Genomic DNA, 22,209 nt, shown 5'->3' with positions numbered 1-22,209 from the left:
CCTGTTGCGCACCACCATCCGAAGACCATGGCGACTTTTGGTATGTGTCGAAGCATGTCCTGACCGATTTTCAACGGGACACCAAGCAAGTGTCCCAAGGAAAAGACAGTCAAAAACAGTACCAACCAGAAACCACCGAAACCTTGTCCGATCGTCCCAGTCAGCCCGCACGCTGACCATCCAAACACCCTGTTGAGTTCTCAAACAACACGCACTGATCAGATCTGAAACTTCTTGGAAGTTCCTCTCCGACCGGAGCGGCTCCAGTAACTTATCAGACCGGTTTTCGGGCCGTTTTGGCCCCCCGATCGATTCGTTCGGAGTTTTACCCTTTTGGTTCTGGGCCAGGGCCTTTCGGCTTTCCTGTCCGTTTCCCCCGCGGGCAAAGACAAATTTACGGTACCTGGAAACGGGGTTCGCAAGGGGGGTGCGTGCTCGGCGCCACACCCTTGCGAACCACACGTTTCCGCAGGTCAGTCCGCAAATGAGGCTATCGCTTGCGGCGTTTGCCCTTGGCTTCGTCCTCTTTTGCGACCCTTTCGAGCAGCTCGGCGCGGCGCTCCTTGCGCTCCGCGAGCCGTTCGTCGGCGCCCTTGCGGTCGCTGATCTCGAAGCGGGCGTCGGTGCCGCGGGGCCCGACGGTCGCGACGATGTTCGGATCGGTCGGCTGCCACTCGAATTCGTGGTCGGCGATGCGGACGTACGAGCCGGGCACCGCGCCTTCCTTCACGAGGGCGTCTTCGACGCCGAGGTTCGCGAGGCGGTCGGCGAGGTAGCCGACCGCTTCCTCGTTCTCGAAGTTGGTCTGGCTGATCCAGCGTTCGGGCTTGGCGCCGGTGACGATGAATTCGACGTCGCCTTCGAAGGCCGGCTTGACCTTCTTGACCTTGAAGCCGGAGTCGTCGACGGCGGCCGGGCGGATCACGGCGCGGGTCGCCTCGACCGGCGGCTGCGCTTCGCGGAACTCCACCACTTCCTTGGCGAAGGCGAAGTTGAGCTCCTTCAGTCCTTCACGGCTGACGGCGCTGACCGCGTAGACCGGCCACCCGTACTTCTCGAGGTCGCCGCGGACGTACTCGGCGAGTTCGCGGCCGTCAGGGAGATCGACCTTGTTGAGGACGATGATGCGCGGCCGGTCGGCGAGGCCGCCGTACTCGGCGAGCTCGTGCTCCAGGGCGTCGATGTCGGAGACAGGGTCGCGATCGGACTCGAGACTGGCGCAGTCGACGACGTGCGCGAGGACCGCGCAGCGTTCGATGTGGCGCAGGAACTGAAGTCCGAGTCCCTTGCCGGCGGCCGCGCCCGGGATGAGGCCCGGGACGTCCGCGATGGTGTAGGTCGTCTCGCCGGCCGACACGACGCCGAGGTTCGGGGCCAGGGTCGTGAACGGGTAGTCCGCGATCTTCGGCCGGGCGGCCGACATCGCGGCGATGAGGGAGGACTTGCCCGCGGAGGGGAAGCCGACGAGGCCGACGTCGGCCACGCTCTTGAGTTCGAGGACGACCGAGAGCTCGTCGCCGGCCTCGCCGAGTTCGGCGAAGCCGGGGACCTTGCGCTTGGAGCTGACGAGCGCGCGGTTGCCGCGGCCGCCGCGGCCGCCGTGCGCGACCGTCACCTCGGTGCCGTTGCCGGTGAGGTCCGCGAGGACCTCCCCTTCGGAGTAGATGACGGTGCCGTTGGGCACGGACACCCGGATGGACTCGCCGTTGGCGCCGTCCCGGTTCGAACCCTGCCCCTGCTTGCCGTTGCCCCCCTGCAGGCGGGTCTGGAAGTGGAAGTCGAGCAGGGTGTGCACGTTCGGGTCTACGACGAAGACCACATCACCCCCGTGGCCGCCGTTGCCGCCGTCGGGTCCGCCGAGCGGCTTGAACTTCTCACGGTGGACCGACACACAGCCGTTGCCACCCTTACCGGCAATGACCTGGAGATTCACGCGGTCTACGAAACTTGTCACCGGTCAAGCGTAGCCACCGCGGGGACCCCCGGAGACGGAGCCCGCGGCACATGCTAAAGTTTCTCCTCGTGCGAGAGACACCGGCGCCAAAGCCCGGCAGATACTCAAACATCATGCGCCGCTAGCTCAACTGGCAGAGCAGCTGACTCTTAATCAGCGGGTTCGGGGTTCGAGTCCCTGGCGGCGCACAACACATGCAGGTAGAGGCCGGGTTCACACCCGGCCTCTTTGCTATTTCCCTATGAGTACAGCAGCGAAGTACAGCAATCACCCAAGCTCGGTTTCGAGCCGCTTGAGTGCCGTAATCGTGGCTTCATCGGACACCTTGGTATAGACCTCCATCGTGACCGTGATCTTGGAGTGGCGCAGAATACGCATCGCGATCCGAGGGTGAACGTCCAGGTCAGCAAGGATCGAGGCACAGGTACGCCGGGCGTCTCGGATCGAAATGCGCGGCACCCCGGCCTTGTCGCACCTGTAGTACCAGTCCCGCAGGAAGTTCCTCGGGTCCTTGACGCTGCCCAGGGGCGTCGTGATGACCAGGCCCGACTCATGCCAGGCGTTGCCTGCCTCCTGTCGCTCCTTGTCCCGCTGCCGATACCGCAGCTCAACAGCGGCACGGCAGATACCAAGCAGTGGTAGGTAGTCCTCCGAGTCCTCGGTCTTGACCTCGCGGCGCAACAGCTCCGTGCCGACGCGCTGAATCTGCCAGGCCACTTCAAGCCGGTCCCGAGCGAGGTCGATCTCGTCATCGCTAAATCCCAGAGCCTCACCTCGACGCATGCCATAAACGAGGATGAACACGAACGCCAGGTAGTAGCGGTCCTCGTCCACACGAGCCGAGACGAGGAACTTCCGCGCGTCTTCACTTGACCAGCGGCGACGCCGTGTCTTGTGCTTGCGCTGCGCGGTGATCTTGGTCAGTGAACCCAGGTTCTTGTCCAACTTCTCATCGACGACGGCGCACCCGAGCATGGCGCGGAGCGCTCGACGAAGTCCCTGCAAGGACGACTTGGTATAGAGCTGCTTGCAGCATTTCCCGATGGCGCAGCATTGGCGTTTGTCCTCCGCCCTGGCGGAGTCTTTTCCCTGGTAGCAGCATTGACAGGTACCGGCGACCTTGTTCAGCCAGACCTGAATGTCCCGTACTCGGAGCTTGTCCAGACGCCGAGATCCGATGCCCGGTTCGATCTGGAGGCGCACCCACCTCGCGTAGTTGTCGTAGGTGCCCGGCGTGAGGTTCGGCTTGACCAGTTCTTCAAGCCAGTAGTGGGCGTACTGCCCAACGGATTCGACATCTGTGTCGACCGGCCCCTTGGCAGCCTTGGCCTGGAGTTCGATCCACTTGGCGTGGCACTTGTCGCGATCCTTCGAGGTGACGTACTTCCGCTTCAGCGCCCCCGAGGGCGTGGTCACCCAAACGTAAGCGGCCCAGCCGTCCTTATACGGATACATCGAGCCTTCGCGGTTGCCCCGCTTCCCGCTCATGCCACCAACTCCAGAGACTCGGACTTGGCGGCCTTGCGCTCGACGTACTCATCGACCCATTCGGGCAAGATGCGGCGGTTGCCGCCGTCCTTGAGCGAGCGCAGTTCACCGGAGTAGACCAGGGTCTTGACCTTGGCGACGCTGTAGCCGAGCAGTTCGGCGACCTGCGCCATCGTGTACCAACGTGGGGCGAGAACCATCTTTCCATCCATAACAATCAATCCAATCAATCAGTAGTGTTCAGTTCGTGCAAGGCTTCGCGGGCGAGTTGCCGTTGCTCTCGGGCGCGAGATGCGGCGGAGGAGGCCATGAGGGCGTCAGCGGCGGTGTGCCAGCCGGTGCCGTCATAGCGGAGGTAGTTGACGAGCACGGTCGTGTCAGCCTCTTCGGTATCAACCTCGTGTTGACAGCGAATCCATTGGGCGCGTGCGTCTCTGAGTGCTCCGAAGGTGGTGGACCAGGCGCGTGCTTTGGTCATGAAGTGGCCTCCGAAGCCGAGCATGTGCGCCCAGCGGCGAAGGCGAATCCATTGCCCGCCTTGTCTTCCGAGGTCCCAGCAAGCAGCGATCAACCGGGCAATGTGGTCGCCTTGGGGGTCGGCATAGAAGTGGACCGTGGTCTCATCGAGTCGGCCTGACAGGTGGTTAGTGTCCTCGGTGGCTTTGGTGGCGTACTTGGCGAGGTATCCGGCGGCGTGATTCTCGGTCAGTTCGCCCTCGCCAAGCTCGATCTGGCGCACGTCGACTTGCGCACCCCAGCGGATGAGCCAGCCCTCGGGGCGCTCTTCGTGCTCATCGGTGCGGAAGTGCGTCGAGACAGCAGCTTCGGAGACGATGGTGGCGATGTCGTCGGCGCCGATGGCGGCGGGCGGAGGGATCACAACGTCACCAGCGATCGGGGAGCGTCCGTCGAGGCGGATGAGCGTATGAAAGTGGATCGCGCCGCGCCGTTGGAACTCGGCGACCTTGACGTATCGCAGACGCACCGAGGCGGGGTCGATGCCGTGGGCCTTGGCCAGGCGGGACAGGCCGCGGTCGATGTTGATGCGGGTGCGTCGCCACAGTTCGCCGGAGGCGATGTTCCAGACGACTTGGGCGTCATGGTCGTAACACTCCAGGCACAGCGGCTGGCCGATCTCGGGAGCGTCTTCACCGTGGCGGGTGTGGCAGGCCAGGCGGATGCCGTGAGGGCAGGTTTCGGCGTCGCGGCGGGCACGGCAGGGCCGCACCTTCCCCGAGGCGGTCAGCGTCCGGGTGTGGACGGGACCGAAGGCAGGGGCGGTGAGGGTGACGAACAGGGCCGGGTGCGAGGTGACCGTTTCGGGGACGCCTTTGCCGCCGATCATGCCGGAGCGCACGAGGTGGAACGCGTCGTGTTGGTAGGTCTTCGCGCACGTTGGGCAGAGGGAGGCTCGGCGAGTGCCGCAGGCTTTGTAGATCACGCCATCGGGCATGGTGGCAGTCGAGCGGGCGGCGAGGATTTGCCCGGTGGCTTCGTTGACCGTGTGGAGGTCACCAGCGAGTCGGACGGGGTTCGAGCACCCGGCAGCGCCCGCGACGTGTGAAAGCCACGAGTCCCAACCGGTCGTCTTGGCGCGGTGGACTACGTCGGCGGCGAACGAAGGGTGGATGGTGTCGGTGTCCATTGGTGTTCCTCCTTTCGGTGGCGAGTGGTTGGTGCCCTGCCTCGGCGGCTCGTGTGTGTTCATGGAGCGGCGGAGGCAGGGCGTTGGATCTGTTAGTCCTCGTCGTCGAGGTAGACCCAGCCGAAGCAGCGGCACAGGTCTTCGGAGTAGGCGAGATCCCGCACGAAGTCGGGATAGGAGCAGTGGCCGCAAATCACGAAGATCACGGCGATCTCCTCGGTCTGGTCGGGCTTGCCGCCATTGGCGTATAGGACCGAAGTGCACTCGGGGCACTTGTAGACCCGGTAGAGGGTCCGGCCGCCGACCTTCGGCGGGTCGACGGGTTCGGGGAACTGGCATTCGCCCGCGTTGCCGTCGAGGTCGCCCAGGAGGCGCTGACGGTAGTGGTAGGTCATGGCCTGCGTGGTTGGCATACTGGAATCGCCTTTCAATCGCATTGGTTGGCAGTTGATGCCGGGGCGCGGCGCTGTGGAAGGTTGGCCGCGCCCTCGGCGCTAGTCGTTGTTGTTGGGGTCCCGTTGCTGCGGGATGGACCGGCCCCAGCGCTGCTGGGCGGCCTGCCTGGACATGCCGACACGATCGGCGATCTCGGTCCAGGAGTAGCCAAAGGACCGCAGTCCCTTGACGGCGTTGGTGATCGCCTCATCAAGCGAGGCAGAGAGCTCGATGAGCTCGGGAAGTGCGTCCACGTCACCCTCAGCCACCCGGCGCCCATACGCGCGAATGATCCGACGGGCAAAGGCGTTGAACTCGCGGTTTTCGACCATCGCGGCTACCGGCCTTCACCGAAGGCGGCGAACGCGGCGAACGCGTCATCCACCGGAGCGGGTTCAGCAGCCACGGCAGGCTTTTCGACCACGGTCGCGGCCACGTCGATCAACTCAGGTTCCGACTGAGGAGCCGGGACCGGTCGAACGGGTTCGGCCTGCCGAGTTTGGCCGGCGCTTTTGGCCTCAGTGGGTCGCGAAAGCACGACCTTGACCAGGGTCAGGAACCCCAGTGCCGAGGCGGAAGCGGCGAGCCAACCGACGATGGTCGGTTCGGCGTCAAGGACCTGCGCGCCCATGGACAGGAAGATGAAGAACATCATCATGGCCATGACCGACTTGACCTTGTGACCGCCAGAGCGGCGGCGGCGTCGCACCTCAAGACCGAGGGCGATCACCATCAATTCGATGGTCACCGCGTTGACCCAGCCGACCCACGAGGGCTGGCCTGCCATCACGGTGGCGTCGTGGACGTGGGTGAAGGAGACCGCGCCAGCGGCCACACCCATAAACAGCATGATGACGGTCTGCGCGCCGTCTTCGAGCTTCATTGCTTGACCTCCAAAGGTTTCCACCACTGCAAGCCGTTGCAGTAGTCGCATTTGGATGAGTGCTCGACCGTTGGCACGGTCACCTCGTCGCAGATGACGCATCGAACCCACTCCCAACCGGGAGTCGGCGCGAACACGAGGACGTGCAAGTCGTCGTCGGCGAGTTCGGTTCCGGTGAAGTGCTTGCGGCACATACGGCACAGGAACCGCATCCGGGAAAGATCGGTCTGCCACGGCGGACAGGCGTCGATCTGGGCCACCTTGTGCAGCGGCGGAACCGCAGCAGCCTGGAACGCTTCGAACACGGTCACGCCCCCGCCTGCTCAAAGCAGTCGAGGCATTCGCCGTAGCGCTTGGGGATGTAGTAGCCGTATTCCGTCTTACAAGACGGGCAGGTCGACAAGGCGACCCACGCCTTCATGAGCGCAACGAGCTGCGCGTCGGTGGCCGGACGCTTCGGTACGGCCAGGTCGCGGCGGTACAGATAGGCGAATCGCTTACCGCGTCGCCACCTGATCTGAGCCGCTATCGGCTGCCGCCCAGGGGTAAGCCCTTCAGCGGCGAGTTGTCGGCGGGTGTACAAGCCGTCCGGCGCGAAGCGGTAATTGAAGGTCGGCAGACCGCCATGACGGATGCCTTCCGGGTCGTCATATTCGGTACGGAACATTGCACACTCCTCCTTCCTTTTCCATTCGTGATTGCTATTACCGCGTGAGCGTCGGGGCCTCGAACCCCGAAGGTTGCCGATCGCTCTCCCAGTAAGCCCGTGCGGCTTACCTGTTCCTGATCTCGATCGCCACAATCCGGCTGACCCGGATGATCGTGATCGATTCCCTGACCGTCGTGTCGCCACTGAATGTGTGGTCCTCAATGGCGATCATGTCGCCCTCCTTGAAATCCACCATCACGACGGCGGCATTCTCGTCGGTAGTGACGAAGTGCCTGACGCTCTTGTCTTCATCATCAAGCGTTACTCTGAGGTGCTTCATTTCTTGCCCTCTTTCTCTTGTCCTCAATGCCTCATCAGCAAGACGCAGTACTAGCCCGTGTGCGATTAGTGCTGGGATTCCTTGCGTCGTGGACGCCGGGGAATCGAACCCCGGTTGAACCGTTCGCCCGGAGTGCCGCCGACCTGTCAAGGACGGGTTGACGGCACTCGGTTACACGACCGACTTGCGGCCCCGGAGCTGAGCAGCGAACGCCGCCACCTGAGCGACCTCCGCGTCAGACATCCACGCCACCCGCATCCGGCGCGGCACCCCACCCTCAGCGAGGAGAAAGGAGTCACCGGGCTTGGACGGGTCAAGGTTCATCGCGTTGTAGCCCTGGTCAACCCAACCGGCACCGAGCGCAACGTCCGAAGAACCCGGGGTGGAGCAGCGCCCGACCCACCGGTAGGCGAACAGGTCGCGCAGCGCGGTCGGAACGATGTCCCACGAAGCCCGCTGCGTCATCGCCAGGACGATGATCCCGGCAGCACGGCCACGAGCGACGATGTCGCGCAGCAGCGCCGAGAACAGTTCCTGTTCGACCTTGGTGCCCGCCACCGAAGTGAAGTAGGCCAGCTCATCGACCGAGATCACCCAGAACGGGTCAGTCTGAGACGGCACGTGTTTGCGGAGCTTGAGCGCCGACATCTTGGCGTAGCGCTCATCCATGAGCCGCTGCACCCACAGCAGCGTGGCAAGGGCCTTGCGCATGTCCGGGCCTACGAAGACGTCGAAGACGTCGGCCCACTGCATGAGTTCGACCAGCTTGCCGTCGAAGCCGATCAGCTTCGTGTCGACACACAGCGCCGCCTGCGCCAGGATGGTCTGTTCCAGACCCGACTTGCCCGAACCGGGCTCGCCGCCCGCGAGCAGATTCTTGTAGGCGAAGCAAAGCTTCACGGCCTCGCCGGTGGCGTACTTGCCAAGGTAGAAGTCATCCATGATGGACATATTCGGACCGACAGCAGTGTTCATAACGGTTACCTCCCAAAGGAATCCAAGTGATTGGTGGAGGGACGGAACGGCCTGCACCGTCCCTCCGTTTCGAGCAGCCCAGCAGGGCTAGAACCAAGGGGCCTTAGATGAACGCGGGGATGAAGCCCTCGTCCTCGTCCGGACCCTCTTCACGCCGCACGACGGCGGCGTCTTCGGCCTTGTCGGCCTTGGACTGGCGTGGCTTGCGCTCACGACGGGACTTGCCTGTCAGCTCATCGAGCTGCGCTTGGATCACCGGGTCATCGGTGATGTCCACGCCTTCGTCGTCTTCATCGACCTCGGCCATGTCCCGGTACGAGTCCGGGTCGATCCCTTCGAGCATCGAAGAGACCGGCACCGCCACGCCCTCAGCGAGGACATCGCGACGGTGGATATCCACCACCGCATAGGCGGCTTTCTTGCCCGCCGGGCGGGCATCCGCCGAGTTGGCCCAGCAGACCGAAGCCAGCTCGGTCAGACGGCCTTGCAGGTCGTCCAAGGTCAGGTCGCCGCGCAGCCACAGCCACACCCGCTCACCCGACTGGGTCGGACGAGCGATGAGAATCAGCGGCTTGACCGCTCCCCGAGCCCCTTTGCCCTCCATGAAGGCGTCCGAGGCGACGCGGAGGCGGTGACGGGTGACCATGCACCAGCCCCAGTGGTTCAGCCACCGGTTGGCCGGCGGAATGAACCACGGGACACCGACGAGCAACGCGACGATCGCGAGCGAGCCGAACGGCCCGACCCACGCCGCCAGCAGCGCATAGACGGCGATGAGGAGGCCCAGGAGGACGAGCTCACCAGCCCAGTGCCACGCCACGCGCAGCACCGGCCACACCACGGTCAAGACCGCAGCGACCACGCCAGCAGCAGCGCCCAAGGCGACCGCGACGAACAGGGCCTGAGCCCACTCCATCGCCAGCACGGCGATGGGGAAAGCGACCAGAGCGACCGCGAACGCGGCCAGGCCACCGGAGATCTTGGCGCGGCGCTTGGCCGAGCCGACCTCGAACTGATCGATGAGCGTCTGCGCAGCACGAGCCGAAGCCCGGTTGCGGCCAGCAGACCGGCTACCATGAGAAGGCATGGCAGACCATCCTTTCCGCCCCGAGGGGCAAAGGGTTTTGGTTCATGCGAGGCGGGGAACCGGCCAGCTTTGGACGGTCGACCGGTTCCCCATTGCCGCCTAAGCGGCTACTTTCATCTCTTCCTTCACCGCCGGATCGGCGACGAACTTGGTCCGACGACGCGGAGCGTTGTCAAGCGCGCGTTGACGCTTGGCCCCCCGTTCAACGTCATCGGCCAGACGGTGCAGAGCCTCGGCAACCTGCCGGAACTCCACTGCCGATCCATGCAGCACCAAATAGGCACCGCTGTAACCGGCCTCCATTCGCAGCGATCCACGCTGGTTCTCCCAGACAGACGACTCAACGGTCATCCCGTCCGTGAGGAACACCGCGAGGTGTGCGGACATCCCGTCTTGCATGGCAGAGATCCTTTCGAGAGGTCAGGCCCCGGCAACGGAACCCGAACTTGCGGCTACTTCGCAGACTGAGGCTTGATGGCGGCCGCGCGATAGGCGACACCGCTCTTGCCGTTCTGGTTCCAAGGGATGGCTTCCAGGTCGACCGGGGTGACGGGCTGGAGCTGGGCCAGTTTCGGCATCTCTCCAGCGGTCACCACGCGGATGATCTCGCCCTGACCGTTCTCTCCCTTTTCCAGAGCCAGGAGCTGGGTGACCCACTTGAGCGCGCCCGTGTCCTTCTCCGTCTGCTGCTTGCCGTCGTACTCCTTGGCTTCCGGAGCACCGGTGACCATGAACGCCACGTTCGTGACATCGATCTTCAGCTTCATCAGCTTGCCTCTCATCTCGTATTGCTTGGCCCCTAAAGGCTTCGGCCCAGTACTTCTGGGCTGATGAATCAAGAATGAGGGAAAAAGGAGGACGCATTCACCACCTCAAGGGACTTCTCAGGACGTCTCAGTCCTGTTAGACTCGTCCCTAGACGTCCCTGTTTCAGAGATGAAGGTGCAGCGCATGAACGAGCGACTTCGCAGCGCGATCCACGCCCAAGGCATCACTCCGGCCGAGCTTGCGGCCAAGATCGGCGTCGATCCGAAGTCCGTTGAGCGTTGGATCACGAAGGGGCGCAACCCGTACGCGAAGACCCGCGCTGCAGTGGCTCTTGCCCTGCAGCAGAGCGAGAACTACTTGTGGCCTGACGCCTTGCCCGAGCAGAAGGCGAAGATCGTCAGCGAATCTGAGTTGGTTCACACCTACCCGAAGCGCAATGACGTTCCGGCAGAGCTTTGGTCACGGATCTTCAGGCAGGCGACCCGGCACATCGGAGTGCTGGCCTACGCGGGGCTGTTCCTGCCCGAGGGCGATTCAGGCCTGGTGCCGCTCCTCAAGGCGAAGGCGGCTGAGGGTGTGAAGGTTTCGATCCTTCTCGGCAATCCGGATTCAGCCGCGGTTGCTCTTCGCGGCGAGGAGGAAGGTGTCGGTGAGGGGATGCGACGGCGCATCGAGGCGGTCTTGCCGTTCTATCAGCAGCTTGAGGGAACCCCTGGGATCTGGGTCGGGTTCCATGAGACGACCCTGTACAACAGCATCTATTGGTGCGACTCCGAGATGTTGGTGAACACCCACGTCCTCGGGTGCTACGCCTCCCACGCTCCGGTCATGCACTTGAAGGAGCTGCCGGGCGGTGGCATGTTCCGAACCTTTACCGAGTGCTTCGAGCGGGTCCAAGCAAATTCGGTCAATATCTGGACAGGTCAGCAAGGTACGATGCGGCCATGACCCGCGTCGACCACATCAACAATCCGAACGCGCCTGAACCGAACAGCGTGGTTCCTTCGACCACAGCGTTTATCGAGGACGGGGCCGGAAGGATCGTGTTGATCCAGCGAAGCGACAACGGGGACTGGGCGATGCCGGGCGGCGCCCACGACTTCGGCGAGACGATCAGCCAGACGGCCGTTCGCGAAGCGAAGGAGGAGACCGGCCTCGACATCGAGATCACTGGCCTCATCGGGATCTATACAGACCCTGGTCACCTCGCGGAATACAGCGATGGCGAAGTCCGGCAGCAGTTCTCACTCTGCTTTCGAGCTGTGCCGGTGGGCGGCGAGATCCAGACCAGCGAAGAGTCACTAAAGGTTCAGTGGTTCAGCGAGGAGGAAACAGCCTCAGTGAGAATCAACTCCTCAATGAGGCTGCGGATCAAGCATGGGTTTCAGAGGCTGGCTGAGCCCTATCTCGGCTGACTGAGTTCCAGCTCGATCTTCCGCACGCTTCCGATGAGCGAAGGCTTTGCTTTCGTGATGAACCGGTATACCAGGTGCTCAGGACCGTATCGTGATTCGATCTCCGAGAGCCGTTCCTCGATCTCGAAGTCTTGACCGTCAGGCCCGGTTGTCATGTCGCAGTAAAGCAGAGCTTCGGTCGTGAGCGTCTTCTCGTCCGGGAACTTCTCGATGTCCGCTCGAAGATCGCGCTCATCTGCCTCGAGACATGCGCATGAGTGGTTGGCAACCAGGTTCACGATGCGGTCATCCCAACCTTGCCGCTTCAACCAGCGTGCACCATCCAGCGGATGAAAGCCGGTATCGGCAATGCTTGGCGCGTAACCGATGTCGTGCAAAACTGCTGCGATAGCAAGCGTATCGGCATCCGTATCCGAAAGGATGATCGGACCAATTCGCAAGGCCTTCTTGCCTACTGCCTGGACATGGGACCACCGACGAGGCAACGCCTCTTCGAGTGCTGCCCGCGATGTTTCGAAAGCTTCGTCATAAGTACTCATACCTATGGCCACTATAGCGTCTGTGCCGCACTCAGTCTTGAGCCAAGATGCAAAGTGTTGCTCCATCGATGTGGCAGCTTGGTTGATAAGGACCTGACCGGCGCGCCAGCACCGCAGGAGCCCACGCCACGGCCCCTGTGAGAACTTTCTATACATCTTCAAGGCGGCCTTGCGGCCGCACCACGTGGCAGGCCTGCGGTCCGGTCCTCGCTTCGCTGCGGGCGGTCCTCGGCCGGCCACGGGCCGGGCGACGCCTTGAACATGGGAAGAAAGGTTCCGGCCGGAACCCTTGGCCGGGGACCCCTGCGGGCGCGCGGCCAGGCCGGATTGCGGGCGATCCCTGCGGGCCCGCCCTGTCGCTTGGGCGAGCGTATCGCGCGCCCGCCCCCGGCCAATGAACCCGGCCTCCAGCTACAAGGTGACTAGCTGCCATCCCCAGATTTCGGAGACCCGCCCGCGCCAGAACGGTGCTTCCCTCTCGCCCCTGGCACCGAACTCATCGATAATTTGAGCATTTCTCAGGTGAAGAAAGTAGTTGTCCCCGTTCAAGGTGCCGCCGGGCTTGAATCGCGGGACCGCCCACTGATCAGCGGCAACATGCCCAGGCTCAACCAGTGCTTTCTTCAACTCTGCCAGCCAGGCCTGAGAACTCATCAGTTCACCAGTAACGCGAGCATCAGTTGTGTTGACGCACAGTGAGATACGGACCTCGCTCTTCTCGGCGATCCCTATGAGTTCCCTGAGTACGTAGTCACTCTCAGGGGCGGCATCGGATTTCTGGAACATCTTGTCCATGCGATCACGATAAGGCTCGACTTCCGGTTTCGTTGTCGACTGGGCAAGATTGGACGACGCGATCACCCAGACCGCAGCAGTTCGAATCTCGCTAGGGATCGTGCTGGAGTTTTCAAAGGGCCGCGCCGCTTGTGCACCGCAAGCAAGGGACAAGACCGGTCACGAGCGGGCGAAACCGGACAAACGAAAGGCCCCGTTGGTTCAGCGTTTAGGCTGGTCAACGGGGCCACTGGCGGAGGATATGGGATTTGAACCCATGATCGGGTATCACCCGAAACCCGCTTAGCAGGCGGGTTCTAGACCAGCTCAACCTGGATCGGAAGGTCTTGCATGTCGCCCCATGCGACCAACGCCTACCGATGTGCCAGGAACTACCTCATCCGATCGGCTCGCTGGCGCCGCAGCAACCGAACGAGCCAAGTCTTCGGCCTCCGCATCAAGGAAGCTAGAGGCAGACCGAACGGAGATGCCTTCACGAGCAAAGAAGCTAAGGAGACCCCGAGACGTTACACCGAGGTCTTTGGCAAGCTCGTGGACCCGAAGACGAGGCTCAGGAGGCTCCTCAAAGGGACTGAGTCTGTGTTTGCCCATCGTGCTCCTTCTCCTGAGAATGCGGGAAGCCGAACGGTCGGGGTACAGCAGGAAAGTACAGCAACCGCACCAGCCGGAGTCCACCCGAATGAACCTCACATGACCATCTACCAGCAAAGTTAGCCGTCAATAGCCAGTTGACGCTAAATCAGCGGGTTCGGGGTTCGAGTCCCTGGCGGCGCACCACACAAGAGGTCCTGGTCACAGGGCCTCTTTTTTGGTTTCCCGGGAAGACGTGGAGCGGGGCCCGGCGGCCGATGTCCGCCGGGCCCCGCTGCTGCCTTAGACGAGGTCGGCGAACATCTCGTTGGACTGGGTGATGAAGTCCTCGAGCACCGCGGTGGCGGCGGCTTCATCGATGCTCTCGGTGTCCCACAGGGTCGTGTTGACCTTGACTTCCAGGCTGCCGGTGACGACGTGGATGTAGATGCTCTTCCAGCCGTCGCTGTCCTGTGTGTAGATGTAGCCGACGTCGCCGAGCTCGGTGTACTCGGAGAGCTCGTAGCCGTTGTCCTCGTTGTAGTAGTCGGGGATCGACTCGATCAAGTAGCTCGCGTCCTCCGCGGTCTCGTAGTCCGAGATTTGGAGGGTCACGCCGGTGGAGTCGCTGTTGTAGAACGAGCAGTCGACCGAGCCGAAGCCGTTGTAGCTGGACTCGGATCGCGAGGTGTCGTCGAGGGCGCCGTACGTGTCCTCGAACGAGCCGAAGTCGTAGGCGTCGCAGGCGTCCGAGGTCAGCTCGACTGGGCCGGAGCCCCCGTCGTCGCCGCCGTCATCGCCCCCGTCGTTCCCACCGTCGTCGCCGGTCTCGTTCGTGCCGCCGCTGGGGTCCTCGCCCCCGTCGCCGCTGTTGCTGTCGTTCTGCGTGCCCTGCACCACGAGCAGGATCACGGTCATGATGACGATGAGGACCGTGAGCACCGCCCCGCCGATGAGCCACAGGTTGTTCTGCTGCGGCTGCTGCGGGGGCTGGCCGCCGTACTGCGGCGCCGGGTAGCCCGGCTGCGAGGGGTAGGTCATCTGGTCCGCTCCATGGGGATCGTTCGTCGGTCGCATTCACTCTAACGCCGCTCGTCCAGGCGTGTTCGCTCGGAGTTTCCCAGCGGGGGGAGCCTGGGGCGGCGCCCCGGTGCCTAGACTGGGGACGAATCCGGCGCTTCCAACCTCGATTGGTCCACTATGGCGAATGTCTTCCACGTGCATCTCAACGAGCTCAATGAGCTGCTGGTCGAGATGGCCCGCAGGGTCGGCGACGCGGTCGAGAAGGCCGCGGCGGCGCTGCTCGAGTCCGACACGGCCGCGGCCGAGGCCGTGGTGGCGGCGGACGAGCAGGTGAACGCCCTGCAGTTCCGGGTGGACGACAGGATCGTGGAGCTGATGACGCAGTACGACCCGGTCGCGACCGACCTGCGGTTCGTGCTCGGGGCCGTGCGGATCTCGGTGGACCTCGAGCGGATGGGCGACCTGGCGAAGCACGTGGCGAAGTCGGTGCTGCTGCGCGCGCCCGTGCCGGTGATCCCCGATTCGCTGCGGGCGGACTTCGCGGCGATGGGCGCGGCGGCGGTGCACCTCTCCCAGAAGCTCGTGACGGTCCTCGAGGAGCGCGACCACCTCCTGGCGACGCAGATGGGGCTCGACGACGACGAGCTCGACGCGATCCAGCAGCGCATCCACGCGCAGCTGCCGGACCTGGGGTACGGGCCGCAGACGGCGGTCGACGTGGCGCTCCTGGCGCGGTTCTTCGAGCGGTTCGGCGACCACGCCGTCCGCATCTCGCACCAGGTGGTGTACCTCGTGACAGGGGATGTTCACCTGGACCGTTCATAACGGTCAGGTCACAACCGGGGCGAGACCCGGTAAAACCGCCTGTTCAGGGCGGTGTCTCCGATCGCTCCCGCGGCACTGTTGCGAATCGCGCTCAGTCGTTCACCTTGAGTTCAACTCCAAGTCAGCGGGTGAACACCGGGTCTGGCTTTGATGGTTGCGGACAGTGAAGCAGTAGCCCGGCCGACCGCCGGGAGACGGAGTAGAGACCAGCTGTGAACATGAAACTGAACCGCAGAGCCATCATCGGCGGCATCACCGCCGGCACCCTCGCTTTCGGCCTGGCGGCCTGCGGCGGCGGTGGCGACGAAGAGGGCGGCTCGGGCGACCTGGCCAGCGGCGAGATCAACGCCTCGGGCGCGAGCTTCCCCGACGCCTTCTACGCGGCGGCCATCGAGGCCTACGCCGAAGTGAACCCCGACCTCATGGTGAGCTACAACGCGACCGGCTCCGGCACCGGCAAGTCCGAGTTCGGCGAGGGCCTGAACGACTTCGCGGGCACCGACTCCCTGGTCAAGGACGACGACGGCGTCGAGGCCGGCTCCTTCCAGTACATCCCGACCGTGGCCGCGCCCATCACGGTCTCCTACAACCTGCCCGGCGTCGACGCCCTGCAGCTCCCCCAGGACGTCCTGGCCGGGATCTTCGGCGGCACCGTCACCACTTGGAACGACCCGACGATCGCGGCCGCCAACCCGGACGCGACCCTGCCGGACACCGCGATCACGCTCGCGGTCCGCTCGGACGGCTCGGGCACCACCACGAACTTCTCGAAGTTCCTCGAGGCCGCGTCCCCCGACGTGTGGACCCTCGGCTCGGGCGACACCATCGAGTGGCCGGGCAACGCCGTCGCCGGTGAGAAGAACACCGGTGTCGCGCAGATCATCCAGGACACCGAGGGCGCGATCGGCTACGTCGACCTCGCCGACGCCACCGAGTCCGGCCTGGTGACCGCCTCCATCGAGAACGCCGACGGCGCCTTCATCGCCCCGACGCTCGAGGGCGCGACCGCCGCGCTCGACGGGGCCCAGGTCGAAGCCGACCTCTCCTACAACCCGCTGAACGCGGCCGGCGCCGAGGCCTACCCGATCACCGCGCCGACGTACATCCTCATCCGCACCGAGTACGACGACCCGAACGTCGCCGCCGGCGTCAAGGAGTTCGTCAACTACCTGCTCACCGACGGCCAGGACCTGGCCGCCGAGAACAACTTCGCGGCGCTGCCCACCGGCCTGCGCGACCAGGCCGTCGAAGCGCTGAACTCGACGATTGCCGACTAGGAACCCCGGATCCGAACACCCCAACGGCCAGCGCGCCGCTGGGGTTTTCGGCCGTTCCGCTGACGAGACCGGAGAGAGAACCGTGACCGCAACCGCTACCCCCGAAGCCCCCGCCGAGGTCGACCTCGGCGGCGAGGCCCGCTCCCGCCGGGCCGACTGGGGCTTCCGGGCCCTCGTGACGGCGGCCGGGCTGACCGTCCTGGCCGTGCTGGGCCTGATCCTGGTGACGACCTCGCTGCGCGGCTGGCCCGCGTTCGAGGAGGAGGGCCTGCTCGGCTTCATCACAGGCACCCGTTGGGCGCCCAACGACGACGTGTTCGGCACGTTCCCGATGCTGTACGGGACGCTGGTCACCTCGCTGATCGCGATGATCATCGCCGTGCCGGTGTCGATCGGCATCGCGCTGTTCATCACCGAGGTGGCGCACCGCCGCACCCGCAAGTACATCGTGACCGTGATCGACCTGCTCGCCACCGTGCCCTCGGTGGTGTTCGGCCTGGTCGCGATCCTGGTGGTGGTGCCGGTGATCACGCCGGCGTACCAGGGGTTCGCGAACCTCGTGTCGCCGGTGCCCGGCTTGAACGCCATCTTCGACGACTCCAACACCGGCCGCAACTACATCACCGCGGCGCTGGTGCTGGCGATCATGGCGATCCCGATCATCACCTCGATCGCGCGGGAGGTGTTCGCGACCGTGCCCGAGACCGACAAGCAGGCCGCGTACGCGCTCGGCGCGACGCGCTGGGAGATGGTCAAGGGCGCGATCCTCCCCCACTCCTTCGGGGGCCTGGTGGGCGCGTCGATGCTGGGCCTGGGCCGCGCGATGGGCGAGACCATCGCGGTGGCGCTGGTCATCGGCGGCGCGACGTCCATGTCCGCCAACCTGTTCGAGCCCGGCAACACGATGGCGGCGATCATCGCGCAGCAGTGGGGCGAGTCGAGCGGCCTGCACCAGGACGCGCTCATCGCGATCGGCGTGGAGCTGTTCGCCATCACCGTGATCATCAACTTCCTCGCCCGCGTGGTGGTCCGCCGCGCGGAGATCAAGATGAAGGGGGCCCACTCATGACGAGCCTCAACACCGCCCCGGACCTGACGGGGCGCAATCTGTCGAAGCGGCGGGCGTTCGCCAACCGCACGGCGACGCTGCTGATCGGCCTGTGCGTGCTCATCGCGGCGCTGCCGCTGCTGCTGGTCGCGTGGGAGGTCGTCACCCGTGGCGGTTCGGCGCTGAGCCTGGCGTTCTTCACCGAGGAGATCCCGCGGAACTACCGCACCGAGGGCCCGGGCATGGGCCCGGCGATCCTGGGCACGCTCGCGATCACGGGTATGGCGGCGTTGATCGCGATCCCGATCGGCGTGCTCGGCGCGGTGTACCTGAACGAGTACGGGAAGAACAAGCCGCTGGCGCGGTTCATCCGGACGATGGCCGACGTCATGACGGGTGTGCCGTCGATCGTGATGGGCCTGTTCATCTACGTGGCGTACGTGGTGGTGATCGGCGAGAAGGTCGGCTTCGGCGGTTCGCTGGCGCTGGCGTGCCTGATGCTGCCGATCGTGATCCGCTCGGCAGAGGAGATGCTGCGGCTGGTGCCCGACGAGCTGCGGCAGGCGTCGGCGGGGCTGGGCGCGCGGAAGTGGCGCACGACGATGAGCGTGGTGCTGCCGTCGGCGTCGTCGGGGATCACCTCGGGCGCGCTGCTGGCGGTGGCGCGCGCGGCCGGTGAGACCGCGCCGATCATCGTGACCGTGGGCCTCACGTACATCTACAAGCCGGACCTGTTCTACGGCGAGAACACGACGCTGGCGGCGCAGATCTACCGGAACGCGACGCAGCCGTTCGCGGCGTCGCAGGAGCGCGCCTGGGGCGCGGCGCTGACCTTGATCGCGATCGTCTTCCTGTTCACGATCGTGTCGCGGGTGATCGCGGCGCGGTTCGCGATCGACAAGCGCTAGTCGGAACGGTCTCTACACCGAGAGGGCCGGCCCCGCCGCAATGGCGGGGCCGGCCCTTTGTCGTTGTCCGCCTATCCGAAGCGGCCGGTGACGTAGTTCTCGGTGCGCTCGTCGGAGGGGGTGGTGAAGATCCGCTGGGTGTCGTCGAACTCGACGAGGACGCCGGTGCGGGTGTCGCTCTGCTCGTTCACCTCGGTGGAGAAGAACGCGGTCTTGTCGGAGACGCGCGCGGCCTGCTGCATGTTGTGGGTGACGATGACGATGGTGAACTGCTTGGCGAGGTCGACCATGAGCTCCTCGATGCGGGCCGTGGCGATCGGGTCGAGCGCGGAGCACGGCTCGTCCATGAGGACCACTTCGGGCGCGAGCGCGATGGTGCGGGCGATGCACAGGCGCTGCTGCTGGCCGCCGGAGAGGGCGAGGGCGCTCTGCTTGAGCTTGTCCTTGACCTCGTCCCAGAGGGCGGCCTTCTTGAGGGAGTCCTCGACGATGGCCTCGCGTTCGGCGCGGGGGACGCCGTGGATGCGGGGGCCGTAGGCGACGTTGTCGAAGATGGACTTGGGGAAGGGATTGGCCTTCTGGAAGACCATGCCGATGCGGCGGCGGACCTCGACGGGGTCGACGCCGGCGGCGTAGACGTCCTTGCCGTGGTAGGAGACCGTGCCTTCGACGCGGGCGCCGGGGATGAGGTCGTTCATGCGGTTGAGGGAGCGCAGCAGGGTGGACTTGCCGCAGCCCGAGGGGCCGATGAGGGCGGTGATCTCGTTCTTGGCGACGGTGAAGTTCACGTCTTTGACGGCCTTGTAGGCGCCGTAGTAGACGTTGACGCCGCGGATGTCGAAGACGGTGGGGGCGCCGTGGCCGGCCGGTCCGTGCTGGGCGGGCGCGGTGTTCGCACCGATCCGGCGGGGATCGACGGTGCGGCCGAGCGCCGAAAGCGACGGGTCGCTCATGGTTTCTCCTTCTGCGCGAGGCAGGTGTGGAAGCGAAAGCGGGGCTGCCGCGACTGTAGGCGCGGTGGGTGGCCCGGGGTTCGATCCCGGGTGAACCGGGGGTGAATCCGCGGGTCATTCTCGGTCTCGCCCGTGCCGGCCCGTCCGGGCCTCGTGGGCGGAAACTGGACGCGCGGTCGCTTCGGCGGCGATACTGGCCGGATGATCAGGTTTCTGGTGCGTCTCGTCCTGACCGCGCTGGCGCTGTGGCTGGCCACGGCGATCGTCGGCGGCATCCACTTGTACGGCGACTCGGTGCTCGAGCGGTTCTTCTCGCTCGTGCTGGTGGCCTTGGTGTTCACGTTGGTGAACACGTTCGTGAAGCCGCTCGTCATGGCGGTGGGGTGCGCGCTCTACGTGCTGACGCTGGGCCTGTTCGGGCTGGTGGTGAACGCGCTGATGTTCTGGCTGACCGGCTGGATCTCGGAGAAGCTGTCGCTGGGGTTCTTCGTGGACGGGTTCTGGGCGGCGTTCTGGGGCGCGATCATCGTCTCGCTGGCGATGTGGGTGATGGACCTCTTGTCGCCGCGGACGCGGACCGCCGAAGAGTAAGGGCGCGTTCTGGGCATGAGAACGGGGACGGCCTGAGGCCGTCCCCGTTGTCGCTCGCTCAGTAGGGCAGTCCGGTCGACGGTCCCGTGGGGATGTCGCGGACGTTGGCGTCGCGCTTCGCGTTCTTGGACGTGCCCGCGGCGTTGAAGGGCATGGGGCCCTGCGGTCCGGGGGCTTTGCCGAGGCGGCGGCGCATGATGTTCAGGTTGTGCAGCCCGGCGAGCGCGTAGGTGCGGATGCGCGCGAACTGCTTGGCCTTCTTGGCGGTCTTGAGTCGCTCGACCGCCTTGTAGTGGAGTTTCCGGGCGCGGTCGAGGGCCGCGGCGGCTTCGGTGTCGCCGACGGAGGCCGGGGCGATCTTCAGCTGGGTGCCGAGGAGCTCGGTCCAGGCTTCGGCGTCGGCTTTCGCCCTGGCTTTGCGGCGGCGCTTGTTGTCGATGACGGATCGCAGGCCGAGGACGGCTGCGAAGATGAGGACGATCGCGACGATTGCGATGAACGCGATGGCAGAGGTTTCAATGGCGTCTTTCATCGTCACCCCCCGTGACCAGTGCTGATGATGTTGGTACGAATATTATTCCATTCCCGCCCCGCATTTGTGAAAGTCCCCCTGGTTCGGGCGTTTCCGGGTGCGCTACACGCAAATGCCGCGGATCGGGCGATCCGCGGGGAGCGGAAAAGTGACCAGGGGTACCCCGGGAACACGGAACGAAATCAACCCCGTCTCCACATATGCAATAGTGCGCATGTTAGCATTCGATGGCGGCGGGGACCCCACCGCCGAAGCCCGGTCCGCCGCACCGGCATCAGAACGAAGGAGACGCCCTCCATGGGCCACGACCACTCGCACGCAGGAGCCGCCTCGCTCGGCGCACAGCACCGGGGCCGGCTCTGGCTCGCGCTCGGCCTCGCCCTCGCCGTCATGGCCGCCGAAGCGGTCGCCTCCTGGTACACCCACTCGCTGGCGCTGCTCTCCGACGCCGGGCACGTCGCCGGCGACGCCCTCGGCATCGCCATGGCGCTGGCCGCGATCGTCGCGGTCCGACGCGCGGGCGGGCGGCCCCGCCGGACCTACGGGATGTACCGGCTCGAAGTGCTGGCGGCCCTGGCGAACACGGTGCTGCTCTTCGGCGTCGCCGGGTTCGTCATCGTGCAGGCCGTGCGCCGCCTCGGCGAGCAGCCCGAGGTCCAGTCCGGCCCGATGCTCGCCGTCGCCCTCTTCGGCCTCGCCGCGAACGTCGCCTCCCTGCTCCTGCTGCGCTCGGCCGCCGCCGAGTCGATCAACGTGCGCGGCGCCTACGTCGAAGTCCTCGGCGACGCGATCGCCTCCATCGGCGTCATCGCCGCCGCCACTGTCATCGCCTTCACCGGCTGGTTCGCGATCGACAGCATCATCGCCGTCGGCGTGGGCCTGTTCATCCTGCCGCGCGCCTACCGGCTCGGCCGCGACGCGCTGCGCATCCTGCTCCAGCACGCGCCCGTCGGCGTCGACCCCGAAGCGGTCGAACACGCGCTGGGCGCACTCGATGGGGTGAAAGAAGTACACGATCTCCATCTGTGGACTTTGACCTCGGGTATGGAGGTGGCGACGGTCCACCTCGCGCTCGATTCGGGCGCCGACCCCGGAATCGTCCTCGGCGACGCGCAGCGGACGCTGGCAGAACAATTCGACATCGCGCACGCGACGGTCCAAATCGAGCCCGGCAGCGCGGAGGCCGCCTGCGGCACACCGCATTGGTGAAGCGCGGCAGTCGTTCTGTCCGGAACCTGATATTGACGGATAGTCGACGTTCGCCTTGTAACGCAATGGTTAAGCTCTACACCGTCCTGGGGACTCGAAGGCTCCTTGGAAGGAGGAGATCCATGTTGACCCACGCATGGAGGAAGAGCAGCAGGTCAGGCCCGAACGGGGCCTGCGTCGAAGCCAGGCTCGCGGAAGCGGCCGTGGAGATCAGGGACACCAAGCTGACGGTGAGCCCGATCCTGCGCGCCAGCCGAGCCGACTGGCGTTCGCTGCTGCGGGCATCCGGCAGGTAGGCAA

The 22,209-nt window shown here is 65.1% G+C and carries 29 protein-coding genes and 1 tRNA gene; 10 read left to right on the top strand and 20 right to left on the bottom strand.

Annotation, left to right across the window (positions count from 1 at the left end):
• Positions 1-490: 490 nt before the first annotated feature.
• Positions 491-1,954 carry a GTPase ObgE gene (obgE, locus tag J5V16_RS22105; RefSeq protein WP_208499147.1) on the bottom strand — a complete coding sequence of 488 codons (1,464 nt, stop codon included), beginning with the start codon at positions 1,952-1,954 and terminating at the stop codon, positions 491-493.
• Positions 1,955-2,069: 115 nt separating this feature from the next.
• On the opposite strand from obgE, the gene J5V16_RS22100 reads away from it, so the two are divergent.
• Positions 2,070-2,142: transfer RNA gene (locus J5V16_RS22100), tRNA-Lys, on the top strand.
• A 79-nt stretch (positions 2,143-2,221) separates the two neighbouring features.
• Here J5V16_RS22100 and J5V16_RS22095 read toward each other — a convergent pair.
• The 13 genes from J5V16_RS22095 to J5V16_RS22035 all read right to left on the bottom strand — a co-directional run bounded on the left by J5V16_RS22095 (position 2,222) and on the right by J5V16_RS22035 (position 10,223).
• The gene (locus J5V16_RS22095) at positions 2,222-3,442 is read right to left on the bottom strand and encodes a tyrosine-type recombinase/integrase (protein ID WP_208499146.1); all 1,221 of its coding nucleotides are present in this window, start codon (positions 3,440-3,442) and stop codon (positions 2,222-2,224) included.
• Positions 3,439-3,642: a helix-turn-helix domain-containing protein gene (locus J5V16_RS22090; protein WP_208499145.1), complete on the bottom strand. Its 204-nt coding sequence runs from the start codon at positions 3,640-3,642 to the stop codon at positions 3,439-3,441. Before J5V16_RS22090 ends, J5V16_RS22095 begins: the two co-directional genes overlap by 4 nt.
• 26 nt (positions 3,643-3,668) lie before the next feature.
• Positions 3,669-5,087: a replication initiator gene (locus J5V16_RS22085; protein ID WP_208499144.1), complete on the bottom strand. Its 1,419-nt coding sequence runs from the start codon at positions 5,085-5,087 to the stop codon at positions 3,669-3,671.
• Positions 5,088-5,179: 92 nt separating this feature from the next.
• Positions 5,180-5,500 (bottom strand): hypothetical protein, encoded by a 321-nt coding sequence (locus J5V16_RS22080; protein WP_208499143.1) that lies wholly within the window; start codon positions 5,498-5,500, stop codon positions 5,180-5,182.
• Positions 5,501-5,581: 81 nt separating this feature from the next.
• Positions 5,582-5,854, bottom strand: coding sequence for a hypothetical protein (locus tag J5V16_RS22075; RefSeq protein WP_408612509.1), 273 nt, complete (start codon positions 5,852-5,854; stop codon positions 5,582-5,584).
• 5 nt (positions 5,855-5,859) lie between these two features.
• On the bottom strand, positions 5,860-6,405 hold the full coding sequence (locus tag J5V16_RS22070) for a DUF2637 domain-containing protein (RefSeq protein ID WP_208499141.1): 546 nt from the start codon (positions 6,403-6,405) through the stop codon (positions 5,860-5,862).
• Entirely contained in the window at positions 6,402-6,716 is a 315-nt protein-coding gene (locus J5V16_RS22065) for a hypothetical protein (RefSeq protein ID WP_208499140.1), read from the bottom strand. The genes J5V16_RS22070 and J5V16_RS22065 overlap by 4 nt, the downstream gene beginning before the upstream one ends.
• The gene (locus tag J5V16_RS22060; RefSeq protein WP_208499139.1) at positions 6,713-7,072 is read right to left on the bottom strand and encodes an RRQRL motif-containing zinc-binding protein; all 360 of its coding nucleotides are present in this window, start codon (positions 7,070-7,072) and stop codon (positions 6,713-6,715) included. The genes J5V16_RS22065 and J5V16_RS22060 overlap by 4 nt, the downstream gene beginning before the upstream one ends.
• Before the next feature lie 106 nt (positions 7,073-7,178).
• Positions 7,179-7,394, bottom strand: coding sequence for a hypothetical protein (locus tag J5V16_RS22055; protein WP_208499138.1), 216 nt, complete (start codon positions 7,392-7,394; stop codon positions 7,179-7,181).
• 171 nt (positions 7,395-7,565) lie between these two features.
• Positions 7,566-8,336 carry an FtsK/SpoIIIE domain-containing protein gene (locus J5V16_RS22050; protein ID WP_208499137.1) on the bottom strand — a complete coding sequence of 257 codons (771 nt, stop codon included), beginning with the start codon at positions 8,334-8,336 and terminating at the stop codon, positions 7,566-7,568.
• A gap of 136 nt (positions 8,337-8,472) precedes the next feature.
• Positions 8,473-9,456, bottom strand: a complete 984-nt coding sequence (locus tag J5V16_RS22045) for a hypothetical protein (RefSeq protein ID WP_208499136.1) — start codon at positions 9,454-9,456, stop codon at positions 8,473-8,475.
• Between the two features lie 99 nt (positions 9,457-9,555).
• On the bottom strand, positions 9,556-9,855 hold the full coding sequence (locus tag J5V16_RS22040) for a hypothetical protein (protein WP_208499135.1): 300 nt from the start codon (positions 9,853-9,855) through the stop codon (positions 9,556-9,558).
• 53 nt (positions 9,856-9,908) lie between these two features.
• Complete coding sequence (locus J5V16_RS22035; RefSeq protein ID WP_208499134.1) at positions 9,909-10,223, bottom strand: hypothetical protein; 315 nt, start codon at positions 10,221-10,223, stop codon at positions 9,909-9,911.
• Between the two features lie 184 nt (positions 10,224-10,407).
• Between J5V16_RS22035 and J5V16_RS22030 the strand changes: the two genes are divergently transcribed.
• On the top strand, positions 10,408-11,172 hold the full coding sequence (locus J5V16_RS22030) for a helix-turn-helix domain-containing protein (RefSeq protein WP_208499133.1): 765 nt from the start codon (positions 10,408-10,410) through the stop codon (positions 11,170-11,172).
• Positions 11,169-11,639: an NUDIX domain-containing protein gene (locus tag J5V16_RS22025; protein ID WP_208499132.1), complete on the top strand. Its 471-nt coding sequence runs from the start codon at positions 11,169-11,171 to the stop codon at positions 11,637-11,639. The genes J5V16_RS22030 and J5V16_RS22025 overlap by 4 nt, the downstream gene beginning before the upstream one ends.
• On the opposite strand, the gene J5V16_RS22020 is transcribed toward J5V16_RS22025, so the two are convergent.
• From J5V16_RS22020 to J5V16_RS22005, 4 genes are all read right to left on the bottom strand, one after another.
• Entirely contained in the window at positions 11,627-12,178 is a 552-nt protein-coding gene (locus J5V16_RS22020) for an HD domain-containing protein (RefSeq protein ID WP_208499131.1), read from the bottom strand. The two genes, J5V16_RS22025 and J5V16_RS22020, sit on opposite strands and share 13 nt — an antisense overlap.
• 411 nt (positions 12,179-12,589) lie before the next feature.
• On the bottom strand, positions 12,590-12,973 hold the full coding sequence (locus J5V16_RS22015; protein ID WP_208499130.1) for a hypothetical protein: 384 nt from the start codon (positions 12,971-12,973) through the stop codon (positions 12,590-12,592).
• A gap of 306 nt (positions 12,974-13,279) precedes the next feature.
• Positions 13,280-13,564: a translation initiation factor IF-2 N-terminal domain-containing protein gene (locus J5V16_RS25845; RefSeq protein WP_208499129.1), complete on the bottom strand. Its 285-nt coding sequence runs from the start codon at positions 13,562-13,564 to the stop codon at positions 13,280-13,282.
• A gap of 282 nt (positions 13,565-13,846) precedes the next feature.
• A complete protein-coding gene (locus J5V16_RS22005) occupies positions 13,847-14,584 on the bottom strand; it encodes a hypothetical protein (protein WP_208499128.1) in 738 nt (245 codons plus the stop codon).
• 159 nt (positions 14,585-14,743) lie between these two features.
• Here J5V16_RS22005 and phoU point away from each other — a divergent pair, with 159 nt between their 5' ends.
• The 4 genes from phoU to pstA all read left to right on the top strand — a co-directional run bounded on the left by phoU (position 14,744) and on the right by pstA (position 18,624).
• Positions 14,744-15,391, top strand: coding sequence for a phosphate signaling complex protein PhoU (phoU, locus tag J5V16_RS22000; RefSeq protein ID WP_208499127.1), 648 nt, complete (start codon positions 14,744-14,746; stop codon positions 15,389-15,391).
• A 218-nt stretch (positions 15,392-15,609) separates the two neighbouring features.
• Entirely contained in the window at positions 15,610-16,668 is a 1,059-nt protein-coding gene (gene pstS / locus J5V16_RS21995; protein WP_208499156.1) for a phosphate ABC transporter substrate-binding protein PstS, read from the top strand.
• Between the two features lie 82 nt (positions 16,669-16,750).
• Positions 16,751-17,737 carry a phosphate ABC transporter permease subunit PstC gene (gene pstC, locus J5V16_RS21990; protein WP_208499126.1) on the top strand — a complete coding sequence of 329 codons (987 nt, stop codon included), beginning with the start codon at positions 16,751-16,753 and terminating at the stop codon, positions 17,735-17,737.
• On the top strand, positions 17,734-18,624 hold the full coding sequence (pstA, locus tag J5V16_RS21985; protein ID WP_208499125.1) for a phosphate ABC transporter permease PstA: 891 nt from the start codon (positions 17,734-17,736) through the stop codon (positions 18,622-18,624). The genes pstC and pstA overlap by 4 nt, the downstream gene beginning before the upstream one ends.
• 71 nt (positions 18,625-18,695) lie before the next feature.
• Here the strand turns inward: pstA and pstB are convergent, their stop codons facing one another.
• A complete protein-coding gene (gene pstB / locus J5V16_RS21980) occupies positions 18,696-19,577 on the bottom strand; it encodes a phosphate ABC transporter ATP-binding protein PstB (protein WP_208499124.1) in 882 nt (293 codons plus the stop codon).
• A gap of 201 nt (positions 19,578-19,778) precedes the next feature.
• Between pstB and J5V16_RS21975 the strand changes: the two genes are divergently transcribed.
• The gene (locus tag J5V16_RS21975; protein WP_243901551.1) at positions 19,779-20,168 is read left to right on the top strand and encodes a phage holin family protein; all 390 of its coding nucleotides are present in this window, start codon (positions 19,779-19,781) and stop codon (positions 20,166-20,168) included.
• Positions 20,169-20,226: 58 nt separating this feature from the next.
• On the opposite strand, the gene J5V16_RS21970 is transcribed toward J5V16_RS21975, so the two are convergent.
• A complete protein-coding gene (locus tag J5V16_RS21970; RefSeq protein WP_208499123.1) occupies positions 20,227-20,700 on the bottom strand; it encodes a hypothetical protein in 474 nt (157 codons plus the stop codon).
• A 297-nt stretch (positions 20,701-20,997) separates the two neighbouring features.
• Between J5V16_RS21970 and J5V16_RS21965 the strand changes: the two genes are divergently transcribed.
• Together J5V16_RS21965 and J5V16_RS21960 are read left to right on the top strand one after the other, a co-directional pair.
• A complete protein-coding gene (locus J5V16_RS21965) occupies positions 20,998-21,909 on the top strand; it encodes a cation diffusion facilitator family transporter (protein WP_208499122.1) in 912 nt (303 codons plus the stop codon).
• A gap of 122 nt (positions 21,910-22,031) precedes the next feature.
• The gene (locus tag J5V16_RS21960; protein ID WP_208499121.1) at positions 22,032-22,205 is read left to right on the top strand and encodes a DUF397 domain-containing protein; all 174 of its coding nucleotides are present in this window, start codon (positions 22,032-22,034) and stop codon (positions 22,203-22,205) included.
• Positions 22,206-22,209 lie beyond the last annotated feature (4 nt).

Source organism: Glycomyces niveus (assembly GCF_017592475.1).
In the GTDB taxonomy this organism is placed as follows: domain Bacteria; phylum Actinomycetota; class Actinomycetes; order Mycobacteriales; family Micromonosporaceae; genus Glycomyces; species Glycomyces niveus.
The sequence above is the reverse complement of the archived record's forward strand: the minus strand, read 5'-3'. Positions and strand labels throughout refer to the sequence as shown.

Coding starts and splice junctions, on each gene's coding strand:
- J5V16_RS22095 (WP_208499146.1), bottom strand. CDS start 3,442: ATGAGCGGGAAGCGGGGCAACCGCGAAGGCTCGATGTATCCGTATAAG.
- J5V16_RS22090 (WP_208499145.1), bottom strand. CDS start 3,642: ATGGTTCTCGCCCCACGTTGGTACACGATGGCGCAGGTCGCCGAACTG.
- J5V16_RS22085 (WP_208499144.1), bottom strand. CDS start 5,087: ATGGACACCGACACCATCCACCCTTCGTTCGCCGCCGACGTAGTCCAC.
- J5V16_RS22080 (WP_208499143.1), bottom strand. CDS start 5,500: ATGCCAACCACGCAGGCCATGACCTACCACTACCGTCAGCGCCTCCTG.
- J5V16_RS22075 (WP_408612509.1), bottom strand. CDS start 5,854: ATGGTCGAAAACCGCGAGTTCAACGCCTTTGCCCGTCGGATCATTCGC.
- J5V16_RS22070 (WP_208499141.1), bottom strand. CDS start 6,405: ATGAAGCTCGAAGACGGCGCGCAGACCGTCATCATGCTGTTTATGGGT.
- J5V16_RS22060 (WP_208499139.1), bottom strand. CDS start 7,072: ATGTTCCGTACCGAATATGACGACCCGGAAGGCATCCGTCATGGCGGT.
- J5V16_RS22055 (WP_208499138.1), bottom strand. CDS start 7,394: ATGAAGCACCTCAGAGTAACGCTTGATGATGAAGACAAGAGCGTCAGG.
- J5V16_RS22050 (WP_208499137.1), bottom strand. CDS start 8,336: ATGGATGACTTCTACCTTGGCAAGTACGCCACCGGCGAGGCCGTGAAG.
- J5V16_RS22045 (WP_208499136.1), bottom strand. CDS start 9,456: ATGCCTTCTCATGGTAGCCGGTCTGCTGGCCGCAACCGGGCTTCGGCT.
- J5V16_RS22040 (WP_208499135.1), bottom strand. CDS start 9,855: ATGCAAGACGGGATGTCCGCACACCTCGCGGTGTTCCTCACGGACGGG.
- J5V16_RS22035 (WP_208499134.1), bottom strand. CDS start 10,223: ATGAAGCTGAAGATCGATGTCACGAACGTGGCGTTCATGGTCACCGGT.
- J5V16_RS22030 (WP_208499133.1), top strand. CDS start 10,408: ATGAACGAGCGACTTCGCAGCGCGATCCACGCCCAAGGCATCACTCCG.
- J5V16_RS22025 (WP_208499132.1), top strand. CDS start 11,169: ATGACCCGCGTCGACCACATCAACAATCCGAACGCGCCTGAACCGAAC.
- J5V16_RS22020 (WP_208499131.1), bottom strand. CDS start 12,178: ATGAGTACTTATGACGAAGCTTTCGAAACATCGCGGGCAGCACTCGAA.
- J5V16_RS22015 (WP_208499130.1), bottom strand. CDS start 12,973: ATGGACAAGATGTTCCAGAAATCCGATGCCGCCCCTGAGAGTGACTAC.
- J5V16_RS25845 (WP_208499129.1), bottom strand. CDS start 13,564: ATGGGCAAACACAGACTCAGTCCCTTTGAGGAGCCTCCTGAGCCTCGT.
- J5V16_RS22005 (WP_208499128.1), bottom strand. CDS start 14,584: ATGACCTACCCCTCGCAGCCGGGCTACCCGGCGCCGCAGTACGGCGGC.
- phoU (WP_208499127.1), top strand. CDS start 14,744: ATGGCGAATGTCTTCCACGTGCATCTCAACGAGCTCAATGAGCTGCTG.
- pstS (WP_208499156.1), top strand. CDS start 15,610: ATGAAACTGAACCGCAGAGCCATCATCGGCGGCATCACCGCCGGCACC.
- pstA (WP_208499125.1), top strand. CDS start 17,734: ATGACGAGCCTCAACACCGCCCCGGACCTGACGGGGCGCAATCTGTCG.
- pstB (WP_208499124.1), bottom strand. CDS start 19,577: ATGAGCGACCCGTCGCTTTCGGCGCTCGGCCGCACCGTCGATCCCCGC.
- J5V16_RS21975 (WP_243901551.1), top strand. CDS start 19,779: ATGATCAGGTTTCTGGTGCGTCTCGTCCTGACCGCGCTGGCGCTGTGG.
- J5V16_RS21970 (WP_208499123.1), bottom strand. CDS start 20,700: ATGAAAGACGCCATTGAAACCTCTGCCATCGCGTTCATCGCAATCGTC.
- J5V16_RS21965 (WP_208499122.1), top strand. CDS start 20,998: ATGGGCCACGACCACTCGCACGCAGGAGCCGCCTCGCTCGGCGCACAG.
- J5V16_RS21960 (WP_208499121.1), top strand. CDS start 22,032: ATGTTGACCCACGCATGGAGGAAGAGCAGCAGGTCAGGCCCGAACGGG.